This is a genomic window from Streptomyces sp. NPDC006140 (assembly GCF_040628815.1).
GTDB lineage: Bacteria > Actinomycetota > Actinomycetes > Streptomycetales > Streptomycetaceae > Streptomyces.
The window spans coordinates 129224-145566 of record NZ_JBEXTS010000004.1 but is presented as its reverse complement, the minus strand read 5'-3'; the positions used below and the strand labels follow the sequence as shown (position 1 = coordinate 145566).

The following is a 16343-nucleotide window of genomic DNA, read 5'->3' as shown; positions in this document are numbered from 1 at the left end:
CCCACCCGCGGCCGGGACGCCGGTGGCCCGGGCCTGAGCCGTCCCTGGGCGGTCCGTGTACGGCGGCAGGGCTCGCCGTGGGTGTCGCCGGGCCGTGAGGCTGTGCCGAGCCAGACGAGACGAGCCGCCCCAGGGGCGACCCGCGGGGGACGGCGGTTCGGAAAGGAAGACCGCATGAACATGCGCAATCGGGCCACGGCGATGGTGACGGCCGCGCTGCTGGGGGCCGGGGGCACCGGCATCGCCCTGGCGCCGTCCGCGAACGCCGCTCCCGCGTACTTCGGCATCGACGGCGGCGGTGCCGTGACCAACGACTGGGAGGACGAGGAGAACCTCGGCGTGGAGGCGTACTCCAAGGGCAACGCCATCGCCCTGTGGGAGACCGTCCTGTGGGCGGACGGCGCCCTGTGGGAGGACGACGAGGGGGAGTGGCGGCCCTTCAAGAAGAGCCAGATCGACGGGTCGTTCGGGCCGGAGACGGAGTCGGCCACGCAGTGGTGGCAGAGCCGGCACAACCTGCCCGAGACCGACGGCACCGTCGTCAGCGAGAGCTGGGACTTCGCGCAGACCCGGCTGCAGCTCCTCCCGGCCAACATCGTCCAGTACAAGGGCATCGCCCGGAACGTCAACTTCAAACGCGTGAGCGGCAAGTACCAGGTGAAGCTCAAGAAGGTCGGGCCCTGGAAGTACGCGCACTACCGCACGGTCGGCTGAGCCCGCCGGGGTCCGTCGGGAGCGGGTGGCCGTCGCGGTCACCCGCTCCGCGCGGGCAGCACCCACAGCAGCCCCGCCAGCAGCACGGCGATGACCGCGAAGGAGACCAGCGCCGCCGCACGCCAGCGCCGGTAGTCGGCGGCGGGGCGGGCCGCGGCGTCCACCGCCTGCCCGGCCGGATCCGGCAGGCCGCGTGGCCACGTCGGGTCGGCCAGGTCCCACAGCGCCAGCAGCCGCGCCTGGTCCGCCCCCGCCACCCGGCACAGCGCCTGCACCGCCCCTCGCGGCGGCTGCTTGGCCCCGCTGAGGTACCGCTGCCACGACGACTTGCTGTACGCCGTCCGTCGCGCCAGCTCGGCGAGGCTCAGACCCGTGCGGTCCTTCAGCGCCCGCAGCTGCTCGACCAGGTGCCGCGCCTCCCTCGGCAGTACGTCCGGAAGCGGCCGCCAGCGTGTCATGGTCGTCCCCCAACTGCCCACCCCTGGGCCCCGCCCCGCCCCGCCGCATCGTTCGACGCCGCACCGCCACGGCCAGTTCCCACCCGGGCCGGGCGCGCGACGCGCACAAGGAGCGCGAAACCAAGGGCCAGCGCCGGGGGTTGGGGCGGGGTGGGGTGGCGTGGGGCGCGCCCGGTGGGCGGCCGGCAGGTGTACGACGGCACCCCGGGGCGCGGGGCGCCAGGGCGCGAGCGCAGGGGCGCTCGGCGACCGCGACCGCGGGCCGCAGCCACGCGCTCTGCGCCCGGCCCTTACCGGCGCGCGGACCTCCGGTCGGCGCGCGGCCCCCACCCGCCCCCGGCCCTCAGGCCGAGGCCGCCCCGGCGGGCCGTACCACGATCGCGTCGACCTCGAACAGCATCCCGGGGAGGGCCAGCGCAGCGACCCCGCTCAGGGTCTGGGCCGGGAGGCGGTCTCCGAAGCGGGCGTGCAGGGCCTTGCCCAGGGTCTGCAGTTTGTCGAGGTCGTGGTCGACGATGAACGTGCCGAGGCGTACGACGTGCTCGTAGCCGAGCCCGACCCCCTCCAGCGCCGACCGCAGCCGGTCGAAGGCGAGTTCCACCTGCGCGGCGAAGTCGCCCGGCACGGGCGTGCCCGTGGCGTCGGAGGCGTACTGGCCGCCGATGTAGACGGTTTCGCCGGGGGCCGACACGGCGTGGCTGTAGCCGAACGGCGTGGGGTCGTGCAACGTGGCCGGGTTGGTGATCGTGCGCGGGTCGCGCGTCATGACCGGGCAGTCCTTTCACGGAGTACGGCCGCCGCCCCACTGGCGACGACCCGGACGCCATTGCCAACTCCCCACGCCCGTACGCGCATTCCGCACGCCGGCCCCGTCAGCGCACGCGCATGACGAACGCCTGCCGCTCGCCGAGGCCGTCCTCGCCCTGGAGGTCCAGCCGGTCGGCGTCGAAGGCCACGACGCGGCCGCGGGCGTCGAGGGTCGGATGGGCCGCGGGCCGCCGGTTCACCGTGCCGTCGGGGCGCGCGCTGACCAGCTCCACCCGGCCGGTGCGCAGATCACGCAGGTACACCACCTGGCGCGGAGGGTGATCGGCGCCCGATTCGAACGCGGCGAAGACGATCCGGTGGGCGTCCGCGCTCGGCTGGCCGCTGTGCGTGGCGTAGCCGGCCTTCGAGCCCTGGATGTGGAGCAGCGTGCCCCGCCGCACATCACGGACGAACACGTCCCCGGTGTCGCTGGTGCTCCCCTCCGGCCGCGTGAGGCACTTCCAGCGGAACGCGACATGCCGGCCGTCGGCGCTGATCACCGGGTCGCCGACCCAGTTCTCCGCCGGGTCCCCGGCGCAGTCGGCGTCCGCGCGCGTCCGCTCGCCCGTCCGCCGGTCCAGCACGTACACGCCCTCGTGCTCCTCGCCGGAATCGTTGCCCGTGTCCCACACGCCGTAGGCGACCCGGCTGCCGTCGTGGCTCAACGTGGGGAAGCCGAGGTCCTGTTCACCGCTGGGCAGCGGATGGTCGATCCAGGAACCCGTGTCGCGCCGCAGGTCCCGTACGTAGACCCGGGAGCCCGCGCCCTGCTCGCCCGCCGGCCGGCCGGTGAAGGCCACGTACCGTCCGTTGCCGCTGAGGGCCGGTGCCGACACCTTGCGCAGGGCGGGGTCGGTCCGCTCGTCGAACTGCTCGGTCCGGCCCGTCCGGCTGTCGAACACGAAGGCCGGGAGCTTCACATCACGCGGCGGCCAGGTGTCGGGCGGCAGCGCCGCGAACGCCACCCGGGTGCCGTCGGCGCTGATCGACGGCGTCCCGAACGCAACCCCCTCGCCCTGGCCGCCGGGAACGTCGCTGACCCAGCGGAGTTCCCCGGTCCGCAGGTCCTTCACATAGACGTCGGCGGTGCTGTCGGTGTCCCCGGGCGCCAGATTCGTGGCCCACGACAGGAACGCCACATGCCTGCCGCCGGCGCTGACCACGGGGTACGCCGAATGGCCGTTCCCCTTCACGCCGTCGGCCGTGACGTCGACGAACTCCAGCCCCGGTCTGGGCTCGGCCGCCCCGGCGGGCACGGCACCCGCCGCCGCGCACACCGATGCCACCACGGCGGCGACGGCCGCCCGTAACGCAGAACGCATTCTTCCCCCCGGTCGAATGTCCCCCGCCCCTGCGGCAAGGGGCCCGCACCCATGCAACGGTCCCGTCCGGCCCGGGTCAATGGGCCCATCGCCGTACAACCCGCACGCGCGATCGACCGTCCGCGCCCGCGCGGGCCCCGTCCGCGAGCTACGACCGTCCGCGCCCGCGCGGCCCCCGTTCGCGGGCTACGAGCGCGGCGCCGCCGTACTCGCCCGTTCCACCAGCCGCGTCGACAACTCCGTCCGCGTGCTCTCCGGGTGGTGGCCGTCCATCATGCGCAGCAGTGACCGCAGGGCCGTCGCGGCCATCTCCGACAGCGGCTGGCGGACGGTGGTCAGGGCGGGGGAGGCCCAGCGGGCCTCGGGCAGGTCGTCGAAGCCCACCACACTCACGTCGTCCGGGACCCGCAACCCCCGCTCGGCCAGGGCCTGGTACACCCCCAGCGCCATCCGGTCCGAGCAGACGAACACCGCCGTCGGCGGCTCGGGCAGGTCGAGGAGCTCCAGCATGCGGCGCTGGGCCAGGCTCTCGTCGAAGCCGGCGTGCCGGACGTACTCGGCGCGGTGCCGGATCCCGGCGGACGCGAGCGCCGAGCGGTACCCGGCGACCCGCGCGCTGCTGCACATCGTGCGCCGGGGACCGGCGATGACGGCGACGCGCTCATGGCCCAGGGACAGCAGATGCTCGGTGGCCGTCAGACCGCCCTGCCAGTTCGCCGCGCCCACCGACGCCACCCCCTCCGGCGGCTCCTGCACGGGGTCGATCATCACGAACGGGATGCGGTGCTGCTCCAGCCAGGCGTACTGCGACTCGCTCAGCTCGGCCAGGTTGAACAGCACCCCGGAGGACCCCCGCGCGACCAGCTTGTCCAGCCAGCCGCGCTCCGGGCGGCCCACCCGGGAGCGGGTCAGCGCCGCCGACACCACGACCTCCAGCCCCGCGTCGTGCGCCGCCTCCTCCACCCCGTGCAGCACCGCGCCCGACCAGGAGCTCTCCAGCGAGTGCACGACCAGGTCCACCAGCCGGGGCGCCTTGGCCGCGTCGAAGCGGGGTCTGCGGACGTAACCGAGCCGGTCGAGCGCCTCGGTGACCCGGCGGCGCGTCTCGGGCGCCACGTCCTCGCGGCCGTTGACCACCTTCGACGCGGTCGGCACCGACACCCCCGCCTCGCGGGCCACGACCGCCAGCGTCGGACCGGCCGCCGCGCTCGCACTCGCCGTACGGACCATCGGGAACCCACCTCTCCGGCCCGCCCGAGGGCCGTGGAAAGTTTCGACCAGCGCTTCCCGCGGCGGCGCGAAGCCCGACCGGACAGAAAGCGCTTCCTACTGTAGGTGGGGCGCAGGACGGCGGGAAGACAAATGAATTCACGGGTTCACGCCGGTCAAAACTTTCGAAACCCCGAACAACGGGCTCAGTCGGGGGTGCAGGTCAGCCGAAAACCCGTGAAGTCCGCCGTGAACGCCGCGTCGACGAGGTCCCGGGCGTGGATGCCCGCCATGGCGCCGGTGAACCGCAGCCGGGAGCCGTGGTCGTCGGACAGCCGGCTGAAGTCGAGCGCCGGACCGACGGCGGTGCGCGCCCCGTCGCGTATGTACCAGAACCGGGCGTCGGCGCCCTCGACCGTCACCCCCAGCGTCACCGGCGCGTCCGCCACCACGTCCACGACCGCCACCTGCCGCAGGCCCCCCTCGTCCCGCTCCACGAGACTGAGCACCGTACGGCCGCCCCCGCCCGCCGCGCCCCGCCACTGCTGACCGCGCTGCGGCTCGCCCCAGGGCTCCGCCCACGTCAGGTCCAGACTCAGATACGCCTCGGGGTTGTACCAGAGCACCAGCCCGGCGGCCTGCGTGAAGGTGACCGGCCGCGCCTCGACGGTCACTTCGGCCTCCGCGCGGTGCTCGGTGACGCGCTGGGCCAGCAGGCTCGCCGCCCAGCGGGACTCCGGCCCGTGCCGGCCGCGCAACCGGATCCAGCCGGGGCGGACCGCCGTGTCGGCCCAGGACGGGTCCGGCGGCTCGCGCAGGGTGCTCCACGGCCAGGTCAGCTCCGCCGGCGGCCCGGCGGGCGGCAGGGGGTGCCAACTCGTCGGGACGTCGACCTCGACGGCCGGATGCCAGCTCCCGTGCCGCAGCCGGGGCCAGCCGTCCGCGTCCCAGGTCACGGCCTGGACCGCGGTCTCCCGGCCGAGAGTGCAGCGGCGGCCCCGCGGGGTGCGCAGCGGACGGGCCGTCAGATGACCGAGCAGCCACTGCCCGTCCGGCGTCTCGACCAGCTCGCCGTGCCCGGCCTTCTGCAACGGCACGCCCGGGTCGTCCCGGGTCGTCAGCAAGGGCAGTTCGTCGAGTTCGTACGGCCCGGTCAGCTCCTTGGCGCGGGCCACCCGCACCCCGTGCTCCCAGCCCGTGCCGCCCTCCGCGAGCACCAGGTAGTACCAGCCGTCGCGCCGCAGCAGCTTCGGCCCCTCGACCAGCCGGTCGTGCTGGAGCAGCAGGTGCGTTTCCCCCACGGTTTCCAGCGTCTCCCGGTCCAGCTCGGTGAGGACGATCCCGGCGAACCGCGCACCGCCCGGCCGGTGGTCGTTCTGCAGGTTCAGCAGCCACAGCCGGCCGTCCTCGTGGAACAGGGCCGGGTCGAAACCGTGGCTCGCGACCCGGCGCGGCGCGCTCCACTCGCCGCCGATGGCGCCGGCCGTCGAGACGTACGTGTCCAGGTCGAAGTAGGGCGTGCCGACCGAGCGCACGACGGTGTACGTCACCCAGAACCGCTCCCCGTCCCAGCTCAGCGACGGCGCCCAGACGCCGCCCGAGTCGGGCACCCCGGCCAGCGAGTTCCCGGGGACGGCCCCCTGGACGTGCCCCGCGTACTCCCAGTGGGCCAGATCGCGGGAGCGGTGCAGCGGGATCGTCGGGAACCACTCGAAGGAACTGGTCGCCACGTAGTACCAGTCGCCGACCCGGATCAGGGAAGGGTCGGGGGCGAAGCCGCGGAGGACGGGGTTGCGCAGGACGGTCACGCGGGGACTCCCGGGGAGGTGGGCGCCCTGGGGGCCGCGGGGAGTCAGGAGCACCCGCGGCCCCCAGGAGTCAGGGAAGGGCGAGGAGGATCACTTGAGGGCGCCGAGCGTCACACCGGTCCGCCAGTAGCGGCGCATCGCGACCATCATGATCGCCATCGGCACGATGGACAGCAGCGCACCGGTCAGCACCAGGCCCGTCAGGTCGATGCCGGACTCCAGGCGGGTGCCGGTCCAGTTGTACAGGCCCAGGTTGAGCGTCCAGTTCTCCTTGCCGCGCAGCACGGTCAGCGGCAGGAAGAAGGCGTTCCAGGTGTTCACGAACGCCAGCAGGAACACCGTCGCGCCGCCCGTCGTCATCATCCGCAGCACGATGCTGAAGAAGATCCGCAGCTCACCGGCGCCGTCGATCCGGGCCGCCTCCAGCAGCTCGTAGGGGATCGTCGCCTCGGTGTACACCTTGGCCAGGTACACGCTGAACGGGTTGATCAGGCAGGGGATCAGCATCGCCCACGGGGTGTCGACCATGCCGAGCGCGGAGAACAGCAGGTACAGCGGCAGCGTGAGCAGCGCGATCGGGATGAGGAACGAGCCGACGACACACGCGAAGATGACGTTCCGGCCGGGGAAGTCGAAGCGGGCCAGGCCGTAACCGGTTGCGAGCGCGATCAGCGTGCCGCCCAGCGAACCGACGCCCGCGTACAGGAACGAGTTGGCCGTCCACCGCAGGAAGATGCCGTCCTGGTAGGTGAACACCTGCTCCAGGTTGTCCCACAGGTGCCAGCCGGAGAACCACAGGCCGTTGCTCTGGTACAGCGCCGTGCGGTCCTTGGTCGCGGCGACGATCAGCCACCACACCGGGAACAGGCTGTAGACGCTGGCCAGGACCAGCCCGACCAGCAGGAAGCGCTGGCCGCCCCGCCCGCGGGAGGCGGCGTCCGGGCGGTGCAGGCGCCGGACGCTGCGGACGGGGGGCCGCTCGGTGGTGTGCTCGGTCAGCACCATCAGTCGGCCTCCTTCGAGGTGAGCCGGTAGAAGAGGAAGGAGGCCACGCCGAGGATCAACGCCAGCAGCACGGACAGGGCGGCCGCGTAGTTGTAGTTGCCCGCGTTGAACGCCTGGTTGTAGATGATCATGATCGGGGTGAAGCTGTCGCTGACCGTCTGCGGGGTGATGTTCCGGAACAGCGCCGGCTCGTTGAAGATCTGCAGCATCTGGATGATCGACAGCAGCCCCGTCAGCACCAGCGCCCCGCGCACGTACGGGATCTTGATGCTGCGCGCGATCCGCAGCTCCGAGGCGCCGTCCAGCCGGGCCGCCTCGAACAGCTCGCGGGGCACGCCCTGCAGCGCCGAGTAGATGATCACCATGTTGTAGCCGATGCCGTGCCAGGTCAGCAGGTTGCCGATGGACGGCCACACCATCGACGGCGCGAAGAAGTTCCAGTCGAAGCCGAGCGCCTTGCCGATCGGGGTGAGCGGGCCGACGTCCGGGCTGTAGAGGTTGACCCACACGATCGCCGCGACCACGCCCGGGATCATGTACGGCACCAGCAGCAGGATCCGGAACCGGCTCGCCACCCTGGAGGTGAGCGCGTCCAGGAACAGCGCCAGCAGCAGGCTGATCAGCAGCATGAACGGGATCTGCACACAGGCGAAGAGCACCACCCGCAGGATGGAGTTCATGAACGCCGAGTCCGTCAGCCCCTGGGTGTAGTTGTCGAGCCCGACGAACTCCGTCGTCGCGCCGCCGAGCCCCAGCCCGGACTGCTTCTCCGTGTACAGCGACTCGTAGACGGCGTAACCGATGGGTAGCAGATAGAGAAAGACGAAGCCGAGCTGGAAGGGCACCGTGAACGCGGCACCCTTCCAGCGCATGGAGCGAATCATCGAATGCCTCAGCCCTTGACGCTGATACCGCGGGACTTCAGGTCCTTGACCGTCCACTCCTGCATGTGCGCGAGCAGGTCGGTGACCTTCTGCTCCTTGCTGACGACCTTGGCCCAGCCCGCCTGCAGCTCGGTGAACATCGCGGTCCAGTTGGGGCCGAAGGTCCAGTCGGTGGTGACGGTGCCCAGGCTGTCCGTCACGACCTTCTGCGCCGGCTCGTAGTTCTTGCCGAGCAGCTTCTGCGAGATCGACTCACCCACGTAGGAGTCGCTGTCCTTCAGCGCCGGCATCACGCCGTTGCCGGTCTCCGGGCTCGCCATCGTCTTGACCGCGTCCTGGTTCGTCGACATCCACAGCGCCGCCCGGGCCGCCTGCTCCTGGTTCTTGCACTGCTTGGTCACCAGGGTCACGCTGCCGGTCAGGTTGGTGCCGGCCGGCGTCTTGGCGGGCTCCCCCTTGTACGTCGGCCACGGGGCCAGCGCCCAGTCGCCGAAGGACTTGGTGAAGTTCTGCACCATGCCGGCCATCTGCCAGGTGGAGATCTGCCGGGTCGCGGTGGCGCCGGTGTCGTAGCTGCGCTGCACGGCCGCGTAGTCGGCGAAGGACAGCTTGGCGTTCAGGTCGTTGTCGATGATCTCCTGGATCACCTTGGCGGCCTTCAGCGTGCCCTCGTCCTGGAAGTTCACCTTCCAGGCGTCGCCGTCGATCGAGTACCAGTGGGCCCCGGCCTGCATGGCGAGCACCTCCAGGGTGCTCGGGTCCTCACCGGCGTAGTTGGTGATCTTGATGCCGTGCTTCTTCAGCTCCTTGCCCGCGGCGATGAACTCGTCCCAGGTGGCCGGGGGCTTCAGGCCGTACTTCTGGAAGATGTCCGTGCGGTAGATCGTGAACTGGGGCGCCGAGCTGGTGGGAACGCCGTACATCTTGCCCTGCACCTGCGCGCTCGCCCACGAGCCGGTGTTGAACTTGTCCTTCTCGCCCTCCACGTACTGCGTGATGTCGGCGAGCGCGCCCTGCGAGACCCAGCTGGTGACGTACTCGGCGGTGTTCTGCACCAGGCAGGGGGCGTTGCCCGCCTTCACCGCGTTGGTCAGCTGCTTCTGCATGGTCAGCTGGTCGGTGACCTTGGTGTACTTCAGCTGGATGTCCTTGTGCGAGGCGTTGAACGCCTTGACGACCGCCTCCTGGCCGTTGGCCCAGCCCCAGAAGGGGAGGGTGACCGGGCCCGAGTTCGCGGCGGCGTCGTCACCCGAGCCGGATCCGCCGCAGGCGGAGAGCAGACCTGTCAGCGCGATACCCGCGACAGCGGCGGAGGCGAACCTTCTCCGGGGGCTGGTGAAGTTCATCTGACCGTGATCCTTCGGAATAGGGCGTTCTCAGGACGAGAGGACGGCGACGGCTCGGTGGTGCTGGCCAGGAACGGCGGCCGGAAACCGTCGGCTCGCGGTTGCGGGGGGTTCGGCCAAGCGGAAGCAGAAGCTGTAGTAAGCGGTTGCTGGGACGGTAGGCGGGCAGCTCGGCTCTTAGCAAGAGGTGCGCAGCAATTTGTTACGGCGGATTGTCCGCCGGGTTATCGGCGGGGATGCGGCGGACTCACGCACGAGCGGCCGTATACGTGCAGGTCAACGCGGTGTCAGGCGGGTCGGCCCGGGGCTCGGCGGGCGCGGCGACGAAACCCCGAACAGGCGGCAAAGACCTCGGAAAACGGTTACGTAACGACCGCTGCCCGTTATCCGTGCTGAGCCGGCGGCCGGACCGAGTTGCGGACCACGACATGCGTGCCCAGCACCAGGTGGTCGCCGTCGGCGCTCTTGCGGCGGCCCGCGCCGCCCTCACGCCGGTCGGCCACCGCCCGCAGCGCCACCCGGCCCATCTCCTCGTACGGCACGTGCACGGTGGTCAGTTGGGGGGTGAGCTGGGAGGCCAGCGGGATGTCGTCGTAGCCGACGATCGAGACGTCCTCCGGCACCCGCAGGCCCGCCGCGCGCAGGGCCTGCATGGCGCCCGCGGCGACGACGTCCGTCCCGGCGAGCACCGCGGTGAAGTCCGGCGTCTCGTGCAGCGCCGTCTCGACGGCCTCGTAGCCGTGCTCGTAGTCGTAGTGACCGTGCCGCACCAGGCCCGGGTCGAACGGCACCCCGTACGCCTCGAACGCCCGCTGGGCGCCCCGCAACCGGCCCTGGGCGGTGGTCAGTTCGGCGTGCCCGGGCAGGACGAGGACGCGTCGGTGGCCGGCCGAGAGCAGATGGCTGGCCATCGCGTAGGCGCCGCCCTCGTTGTCGTAGTCGACGGTCGTCGCCGGGACGTCGCCCTCCAGCGGGGGCCTGCCCACCAGGACCAGATGCGAGCCGGCCGCGTCCAGGGAGCGGGCGAAGCGGGCCATGCGCAGCTGGTACTCGTCGTAGTCGTAGGCGCCGCCGAGCAGGATCACGGCGGCCACGCCCTGCTGGCGCATGAGGTTGACCAGGGCCAGCTCCCGCTCCGGGTCGTCGCCGGTCGTGCCGACCAGGGAGAGCCAGCCGCGCAGCGTGGCGGCGCCCTCCACGCCCTTCGCGACGTGCGCGAACGCGGCGCCGGTGATGTTGTTGATGAGGATCGCCACCGTCGGTGTGCCGCCGCCGGCCAGGGAGCGGGCGTGGGCGTTGGTGACGTAGTCCAGGTCCCGGACCACCTTCATCACCCGGCGGCGCAGCTCCTCCGACACCGGGTAGTTGCCGGACAGCACCCGCGAGACGCTGGCCACGGAGACGCCCGCGCGCTCCGCGACGTCGCGGATGGTCGCCCGGCCGGCGTCGTTCGTCGCCTTGCGCTGACTCACCCTTGCGGCTCCTTCACGGTAGTGGCCCGGCCCGTCGGGGTCCGGTCGGTGGCGGTCCGGCCGGTGGCAAGGCCCCCGGTCCGTCGCGGCCGGTGGACCGTCGCCGACGGACCACGGTCCGGTCCTTCGGGTCCGGACCGTGGCGGTCCGACCCGTTGCGGTCCGGCCCGTCGCGACCCGGTGCGTGGCCCGGTTCCGCCGCGCCGTCCGGTCCGGTTGTGGGCCGGTCCGCCGCGCCGCCCGGTCCGGTCGTGCGCCGGTCCGCCGCGGTCCGGGAGTTCCCTGCCCGGTCGCGCCGGCTGCCGGGGCTGCGCCCGCGCCGGTGCGGAAACCGTATCCCATCGTCACTCCAGGCCGGAGGGCCTGTGGACAACGGTCCGGGGCACCGGCCCGCCGTCGGGACCGATCGCGCGTGCCGCCGGGCCGGACGGCCCGTCCGTCCCGGGGTCACGCCACCCGCGCGAGGTCCGCGTGCCGCACCTCGTGCACCGCCGGCAGGCCCGCCACCAGGCGCTCCAGCTCCTCCACGACGATGCGGCCGAGCCGCTCCAGTTCGTTGCCGAGGGACCCGGCGATGTGCGGGGTGAGGAACACGTTGGGCAGGTGGTAGAGCGGCGATCCCGCGGGCAGCGGCTCCGGGTCGGTGACGTCGAGGACCGCGCTCAGCCGGCCGGACACCAGCTCGTCGGTGAGCGCCTCGTGGTCGACCAGCGCGCCGCGGGCGGTGTTGATGAGCACGCCGCCGTCCCGGACCAGGGCGAGCCGGTCGCGGTCGAGCATGTGGTGGGTCTCGGGGATGTCGGGGGCGTGCAGGCTCACGATGTCGCTGTGCCGGAGCAGGTCCTCCAGCGACAGCGACTCGGCGCCGAGGGCGGCGGCCTCGGCGGGGCTGACGTACGGGTCGTGCAGCAGGACGGTGAGGTCGAACGGCCGCAGCAGCTCCAGCAGTCTGCGGCCCACGCGCGAGGCGCCGATGACGCCGACGCGGCGGCCGAGGTTCCCGGTCGACGCGGTCTCGGCGGGGCCCGGGTAGGCGTGGGTGCGGCGGAAGCGCTCGCGGTGGTCGAAGGCGTCCTTGCCGACGAGCAGGATCATCGCGAGCGTGTATTCGGCGACCGGCAGGGCGTTGCCCGTCACCGCGCTGGAGACGGTGACCCCGCGTTCCCACAGGGCCTCGCCGACCAGGGAGCGGACGGACCCGGCCGCGTGCAGGACGGCGCCGAGCTTCGGGGCCACGGCGAGGACGCCGGCGTCCAGGTGCGGGCAGCCCCAGCCGGTGATCAGCATCTCGGCGGAGGCCAGGGTGGCGGCCGCGGCCGGGTCGGCGAAGTCCCGCACCACCAACCCGGGGTCGATGTCGGCCGTGCGCCTCAACCGCTCCATCAGCGGCGGAGGAAAGAGCAGCGGGAGGTGCACCGGGTCCATCGCGAACACGGCCCGCGGCAGCTGGGGGCTGGGCATGACTCTCCTGGAGCTGTGGACGGAAACTGTTTCAGAAAGCGCCTTCTACCGTAGATCCGTCGGGAAGCGGCGGTCAATCGCCAGGGCCGGGGGTAACTCCGAAGCCGCCGGATCAGCGCAACGACCTCTTGAAGAGCACGTAGTGGCGGGAGAAAGCAGGCCGGGGCGGTCGTGCGGGGCACCTGGCCCGTCGCCAGGCGCTGACAGCCGGGGGCCGGGTGGAGGGGCCTCGACCTGCCCTCCTCCTGGAAATCGATTACTGATGTTTCGACGGCTTGGAGTCGGCCCGGCGGGTGCCGTCGCGGGGGTATCACTGCCCGGATGGCCAGTTCAGCAACCGGTTCCCACATCTGTTGCCGAACGAACTCCTGGCTCGCCCCTGGTCGCGGCCGGTCCGGCTGCCGCCCCACGGCCCGATTACCGCAGCCGAAACCAGGATTTTCCGGATGCTCGGCCCGTGAAGTCGAGGTTACACAGGTTTTTCGAAAGTTCGCCGAGGCTCTTGACGCGCCATCCTGACCGGAAGAAGCTCTGCCCCACGCACAACAACCGGTTGCCCAGCCGACTCCCGCGGTCGGCACTCCGGCGCAGAGCCGGTATTTCGAACAGCAGAGCAGGAGGTGGTGCGTTCATGCACCCACGTGCTGGTGCTTCCCTGAGCCGCCGCCGATTCCTCGCCCTCTCGGCCGCCGGCGCCGCCACGGGCGCGGCGTCGCTGAGCGGCTGCGCGATGCAGGTCTCCAGCGGCGTCAGCGGCGGCGGGGAGACCGTCACGCTGATGGTCAAGCCCGACGACATCTCCCCGGAGCTGGTCCAGCAGGCCCAGAAGGACATCGGCGTCAAGATCACCACGGTGCGGTACGACATCACCAAGCTGATCGGCATGATGACCAACGGCGCCCCGCCCGACCTGGTCCGCGGCGTCGGCGCCACGGACGCGCCCTACTTCGCGGCGCGGGACGTGATGGAGGACCTGGACCCCTACTTCGCCCGGAGCACCGTCCTCAAGGCCGACGACCTCGACCCGGTCAACGACCTGTGGCGCTACGACGGCCGCACCCAGGGCAAGGGCCCCCGCTACGGCATGGCCAAGGACTTCTCCCAGGACTCCATGTACTGGTACAACACCGCGCTCTTCGACGGGGCCGGTGTCGACCACCCGTCGGAGACCGAGCCCGTCACCTACGAGGAGTGGCTGGAGAACGCCAAGCGGCTCACGCGGCGCAAGAGCGGCCAGACGACCGTCTTCGGCGGCAGCTACAACGGCGTGTCCACCCCGAACCTCCTGGCGAGCCTGACGGCCGCCGCCGGAGGCAGCCTCTTCAACGACGACTTCTCCCGGATCGACTTCACCACCCCCGAGGCCCGCAAGGCCCTGGCCTGGTACATCGAGTACGGCCGCAGCAGGGTCGGCCCGAGCATCGTCCAGCCGGACCCCAACACCTGGGACGGCCCCACCTTCCAGGCGAACCGGATGGCCATGTCCAACTCGGGCTACTGGCTCGGCGGCCTGATCAACGCCGACAAGAAGCTGGCGCCGCACGCCCGGCTCGCCCCGGCCCCGGTCTTCGAGGGCGGCCGGCGGGTCAGCCCCTGCCAGGCGGGCACCGGCCTGTGGATGCCGAAGAAGGCGCGGAACAAGGACGCCGCCTGGCGGGTCTTCGAGTGGTTCTTCGGCGAGGGACCGGCCAGGGCCCGCGCCTCCAGCGGCTGGGGCATCCCCAGCCTGAAGTCGCTGCGCCCGCTGATGCCCGCCCAGGAGGACTACCAGAAGCGGGTGCTGAAGGTGCAGAACGCCGAGCTGAAGCACTTCTCGGTGATCGCCTACACCCCGTACGCGACGGCGGACTCGCTCTACGCCCTGTTCAACCAGGAGGCCCCGGCCGCGATGAACGGCCGGATGTCCGTCGACACCCTGGCGGGCCGCCTGAACTCGCTGATGAACGAGCAGCTCAAGCGCGGTAAGGAGCAGGTGGGATGACGGTCGACCAGCTATCCGTCGCGGGCCGGACCGGCCCGGCCGCGAGCACCGGACGCACCACGCCGGAACGGCGGCCCGGGATCTCCATGACCGGTCGCAGGCATCGCGCCTTCTACCTGTTCACCTCGCCCTGGATCATCGGTTTCCTGCTGCTGACCGTCGTTCCGATGGCGTACGCGCTGTGGCTGAGCTTCACCACGTACGACGGGATCTCCCCGCACTGGAAGTACGTCGGTCTCGGCAACTACAGCGAGCTGTTCGCCGATCCGCAGACCTGGAGATCCCTGGGCCGCACCGGCCTGTTCGCGCTCACCTCGGTACCGCTGTCGATCGTCGCCGGGCTGGGGCTCGCCGTGCTGGTCAACCGGCCGCTCAAGGCGCGCGGGCTGTTCCGCACCCTGCTCTACCTGCCGGCCGTGGTGCCGCCGGTGGGCGTCGGCCTCACCTTCAAGGCACTCTTCGACCAGAACTCCGGTGCCGCCAACGGCGTCATCACCCTCTTCGGCTTCGACGCGCTCGGCTGGCTCGCCGACCCCTACGCCCGCTACGTGCTGCTGATGAGCGTGCTGTGGGCCGCCGGAAACGTCATGATCATCTCGCTGGCGGGGCTCCAGGACGTGCCCCGCGAACTGCACGAGGCCGCCCGGATCGACGGGGCGAGCGCCTGGCGGACCTTCCGCAGCATCACCGTGCCGCTGCTGTCGCCGGTGCTGCTGTTCCAGACGGTCACCGGCGTGATCGCGTCCGTGCAGACCATCATGCCGCTGCTGCTCACCCCCGACGGCACCACGGCCGGCGTCACCGCGCTGCCGCAGTCGAACTACCTCTACATGATGCACGTGTTCTCGCAGTACTTCGCGCTCGGCCGTTACGGCTACGCCTCCGCGCTGCTGTGGGTGCTCTTCGTGCTGATCCTCATCGCCACCGGGCTCATCTTCAGGTTCACGTCCGGCGTGGTGTTCTACAACGTCGACCCGGAGGCGAAGAAGTGACCGCGACCAGTCCGCTCCCCGACTCCGCGCCCCGGGTGCGGATCCGCGTCAACCGCCTGGTCCTCTACACGGTCCTCGTCGTCATCACCGGGCTGTTCCTCGGGCCCTTCGGCTGGCTGGTCCTCAGCGGTCTGAAGACCCCGGCGGAGCTGGCCGCCTCGCCCGTGCACTGGCTGCCCGCCGACTTCCAGTGGCACAACTTCGCCGACGCCTTCAACCTGATCGACTTCCTCGGCTACGCCCGCAACTCGCTGATCATCGCGCTCATCTACGCCACGCTCGTCACCCTCAGCTCGGCCTGGGTCGGCTTCGGCTTCGCCCGGCTGGACGCCCCCGGCAAGAAGACGCTGTTCGGCATCCTCATCGGCTCGATGATGCTGCCGCAGATGATCACCCTGCTGCCGACCTACCTGATCTTCGCCAAGCTCGGCATGGTCGACACGTACTGGCCATGGGTGCTGTGGGGGCTGGCCGCCGCCCCCTATCTGGTCTTCCTCTTCCGGCAGTTCTTCGCCGGCCTGCCCCGGGAGCTGGAGGAGGCGGCGATCGTCGACGGCTGCGGCTACGGAACGATCTTCTGGCGGATCTTCCTGCCGCAGTCCTGGCCCGTGCTCTCCGCGAGCTTCGTGATCGCCTTCACCTGGTCCTGGGGCGACTACATCGCCCCGCAACTGCTGCTGTCGACCGACAAGTCGACGCTGGCCGTCGCCGTCATGACCACCTATGTGACGTCGGCCGGCACGCCCGTCGCCAACCTCCAGGCCGCGGCCTCCGTGATGTACGTCGTGCCGATCCTGCTGATCTTCCTGATCGCCCAGCGCGGGTTCGTCGCCGGAATGTCCACCACAGGTCTGAAGTGACCCCTCTTACCGAACCTTCCGCAA

General features: G+C 71.4%; 14 protein-coding genes. 4 read left to right on the top strand and 10 right to left on the bottom strand.

Going from position 1 to position 16343, the window contains the following annotated elements; genetic code table 11:
- Positions 1 to 174: 174 nt before the first annotated feature.
- Entirely contained in the window at positions 175 to 714 is a 540-nt protein-coding gene (locus tag ABZ386_RS13445; protein WP_358964770.1) for a peptidoglycan-binding domain-containing protein, read from the top strand.
- Positions 715 to 752: 38 nt separating this feature from the next.
- On the opposite strand, the gene ABZ386_RS13440 is transcribed toward ABZ386_RS13445, so the two are convergent.
- The 10 genes from ABZ386_RS13440 to ABZ386_RS13395 all read right to left on the bottom strand — a co-directional run bounded on the left by ABZ386_RS13440 (position 753) and on the right by ABZ386_RS13395 (position 12486).
- Positions 753 to 1172 carry a helix-turn-helix transcriptional regulator gene (locus tag ABZ386_RS13440; RefSeq protein ID WP_351334918.1) on the bottom strand — a complete coding sequence of 140 codons (420 nt, stop codon included), beginning with the start codon at positions 1170 to 1172 and terminating at the stop codon, positions 753 to 755.
- Positions 1173 to 1515: 343 nt separating this feature from the next.
- On the bottom strand, positions 1516 to 1938 hold the full coding sequence (locus ABZ386_RS13435) for a Rid family hydrolase (RefSeq protein WP_358964769.1): 423 nt from the start codon (positions 1936 to 1938) through the stop codon (positions 1516 to 1518).
- A 106-nt stretch (positions 1939 to 2044) separates the two neighbouring features.
- Positions 2045 to 3301 (bottom strand): hypothetical protein, encoded by a 1257-nt coding sequence (locus ABZ386_RS13430; protein ID WP_358964768.1) that lies wholly within the window; start codon positions 3299 to 3301, stop codon positions 2045 to 2047.
- 186 nt (positions 3302 to 3487) lie between these two features.
- Complete coding sequence (locus ABZ386_RS13425; RefSeq protein ID WP_351334926.1) at positions 3488 to 4531, bottom strand: substrate-binding domain-containing protein; 1044 nt, start codon at positions 4529 to 4531, stop codon at positions 3488 to 3490.
- Between the two features lie 185 nt (positions 4532 to 4716).
- Entirely contained in the window at positions 4717 to 6318 is a 1602-nt protein-coding gene (locus ABZ386_RS13420) for a glycoside hydrolase family 43 protein (protein WP_356671905.1), read from the bottom strand.
- A 90-nt stretch (positions 6319 to 6408) separates the two neighbouring features.
- Complete coding sequence (locus ABZ386_RS13415) at positions 6409 to 7323, bottom strand: carbohydrate ABC transporter permease (protein WP_351334931.1); 915 nt, start codon at positions 7321 to 7323, stop codon at positions 6409 to 6411.
- Positions 7323 to 8207, bottom strand: coding sequence for a sugar ABC transporter permease (locus ABZ386_RS13410; RefSeq protein ID WP_351334934.1), 885 nt, complete (start codon positions 8205 to 8207; stop codon positions 7323 to 7325). Before ABZ386_RS13410 ends, ABZ386_RS13415 begins: the two co-directional genes overlap by 1 nt.
- 8 nt (positions 8208 to 8215) lie before the next feature.
- Complete coding sequence (locus tag ABZ386_RS13405) at positions 8216 to 9553, bottom strand: extracellular solute-binding protein (protein ID WP_355725315.1); 1338 nt, start codon at positions 9551 to 9553, stop codon at positions 8216 to 8218.
- A 383-nt stretch (positions 9554 to 9936) separates the two neighbouring features.
- Complete coding sequence (locus ABZ386_RS13400; RefSeq protein ID WP_114256024.1) at positions 9937 to 11025, bottom strand: LacI family DNA-binding transcriptional regulator; 1089 nt, start codon at positions 11023 to 11025, stop codon at positions 9937 to 9939.
- Positions 11026 to 11472: 447 nt separating this feature from the next.
- Positions 11473 to 12486: a hydroxyacid dehydrogenase gene (locus ABZ386_RS13395; RefSeq protein ID WP_351334940.1), complete on the bottom strand. Its 1014-nt coding sequence runs from the start codon at positions 12484 to 12486 to the stop codon at positions 11473 to 11475.
- Positions 12487 to 13117: 631 nt separating this feature from the next.
- Between ABZ386_RS13395 and ABZ386_RS13390 the strand changes: the two genes are divergently transcribed.
- The 3 genes from ABZ386_RS13390 to ABZ386_RS13380 are packed head-to-tail and all read left to right on the top strand — an operon-like array spanning position 13118 to position 16319.
- On the top strand, positions 13118 to 14467 hold the full coding sequence (locus ABZ386_RS13390) for an extracellular solute-binding protein (protein ID WP_358964767.1): 1350 nt from the start codon (positions 13118 to 13120) through the stop codon (positions 14465 to 14467).
- Complete coding sequence (locus ABZ386_RS13385; RefSeq protein WP_351334946.1) at positions 14464 to 15459, top strand: sugar ABC transporter permease; 996 nt, start codon at positions 14464 to 14466, stop codon at positions 15457 to 15459. Before ABZ386_RS13390 ends, ABZ386_RS13385 begins: the two co-directional genes overlap by 4 nt.
- Positions 15456 to 16319 carry a carbohydrate ABC transporter permease gene (locus tag ABZ386_RS13380; RefSeq protein ID WP_351334949.1) on the top strand — a complete coding sequence of 288 codons (864 nt, stop codon included), beginning with the start codon at positions 15456 to 15458 and terminating at the stop codon, positions 16317 to 16319. Before ABZ386_RS13385 ends, ABZ386_RS13380 begins: the two co-directional genes overlap by 4 nt.
- The last annotated feature ends 24 nt before the right edge of the window (positions 16320 to 16343 follow it).

Bases quoted from the DNA above. Each gene is read 5' to 3' on its own strand.
- ABZ386_RS13445 (WP_358964770.1), top strand. From the start codon at position 175: ATGAACATGCGCAATCGGGCCACGGCGATGGTGACGGCCGCGCTGCTG.
- ABZ386_RS13440 (WP_351334918.1), bottom strand. From the start codon at position 1,172: ATGACACGCTGGCGGCCGCTTCCGGACGTACTGCCGAGGGAGGCGCGG.
- ABZ386_RS13435 (WP_358964769.1), bottom strand. From the start codon at position 1,938: ATGACGCGCGACCCGCGCACGATCACCAACCCGGCCACGTTGCACGAC.
- ABZ386_RS13430 (WP_358964768.1), bottom strand. From the start codon at position 3,301: ATGCGTTCTGCGTTACGGGCGGCCGTCGCCGCCGTGGTGGCATCGGTG.
- ABZ386_RS13425 (WP_351334926.1), bottom strand. From the start codon at position 4,531: ATGGTCCGTACGGCGAGTGCGAGCGCGGCGGCCGGTCCGACGCTGGCG.
- ABZ386_RS13415 (WP_351334931.1), bottom strand. From the start codon at position 7,323: ATGGTGCTGACCGAGCACACCACCGAGCGGCCCCCCGTCCGCAGCGTC.
- ABZ386_RS13410 (WP_351334934.1), bottom strand. From the start codon at position 8,207: ATGATTCGCTCCATGCGCTGGAAGGGTGCCGCGTTCACGGTGCCCTTC.
- ABZ386_RS13405 (WP_355725315.1), bottom strand. From the start codon at position 9,553: ATGAACTTCACCAGCCCCCGGAGAAGGTTCGCCTCCGCCGCTGTCGCG.
- ABZ386_RS13395 (WP_351334940.1), bottom strand. From the start codon at position 12,486: ATGCCCAGCCCCCAGCTGCCGCGGGCCGTGTTCGCGATGGACCCGGTG.
- ABZ386_RS13390 (WP_358964767.1), top strand. From the start codon at position 13,118: ATGCACCCACGTGCTGGTGCTTCCCTGAGCCGCCGCCGATTCCTCGCC.
- ABZ386_RS13385 (WP_351334946.1), top strand. From the start codon at position 14,464: ATGACGGTCGACCAGCTATCCGTCGCGGGCCGGACCGGCCCGGCCGCG.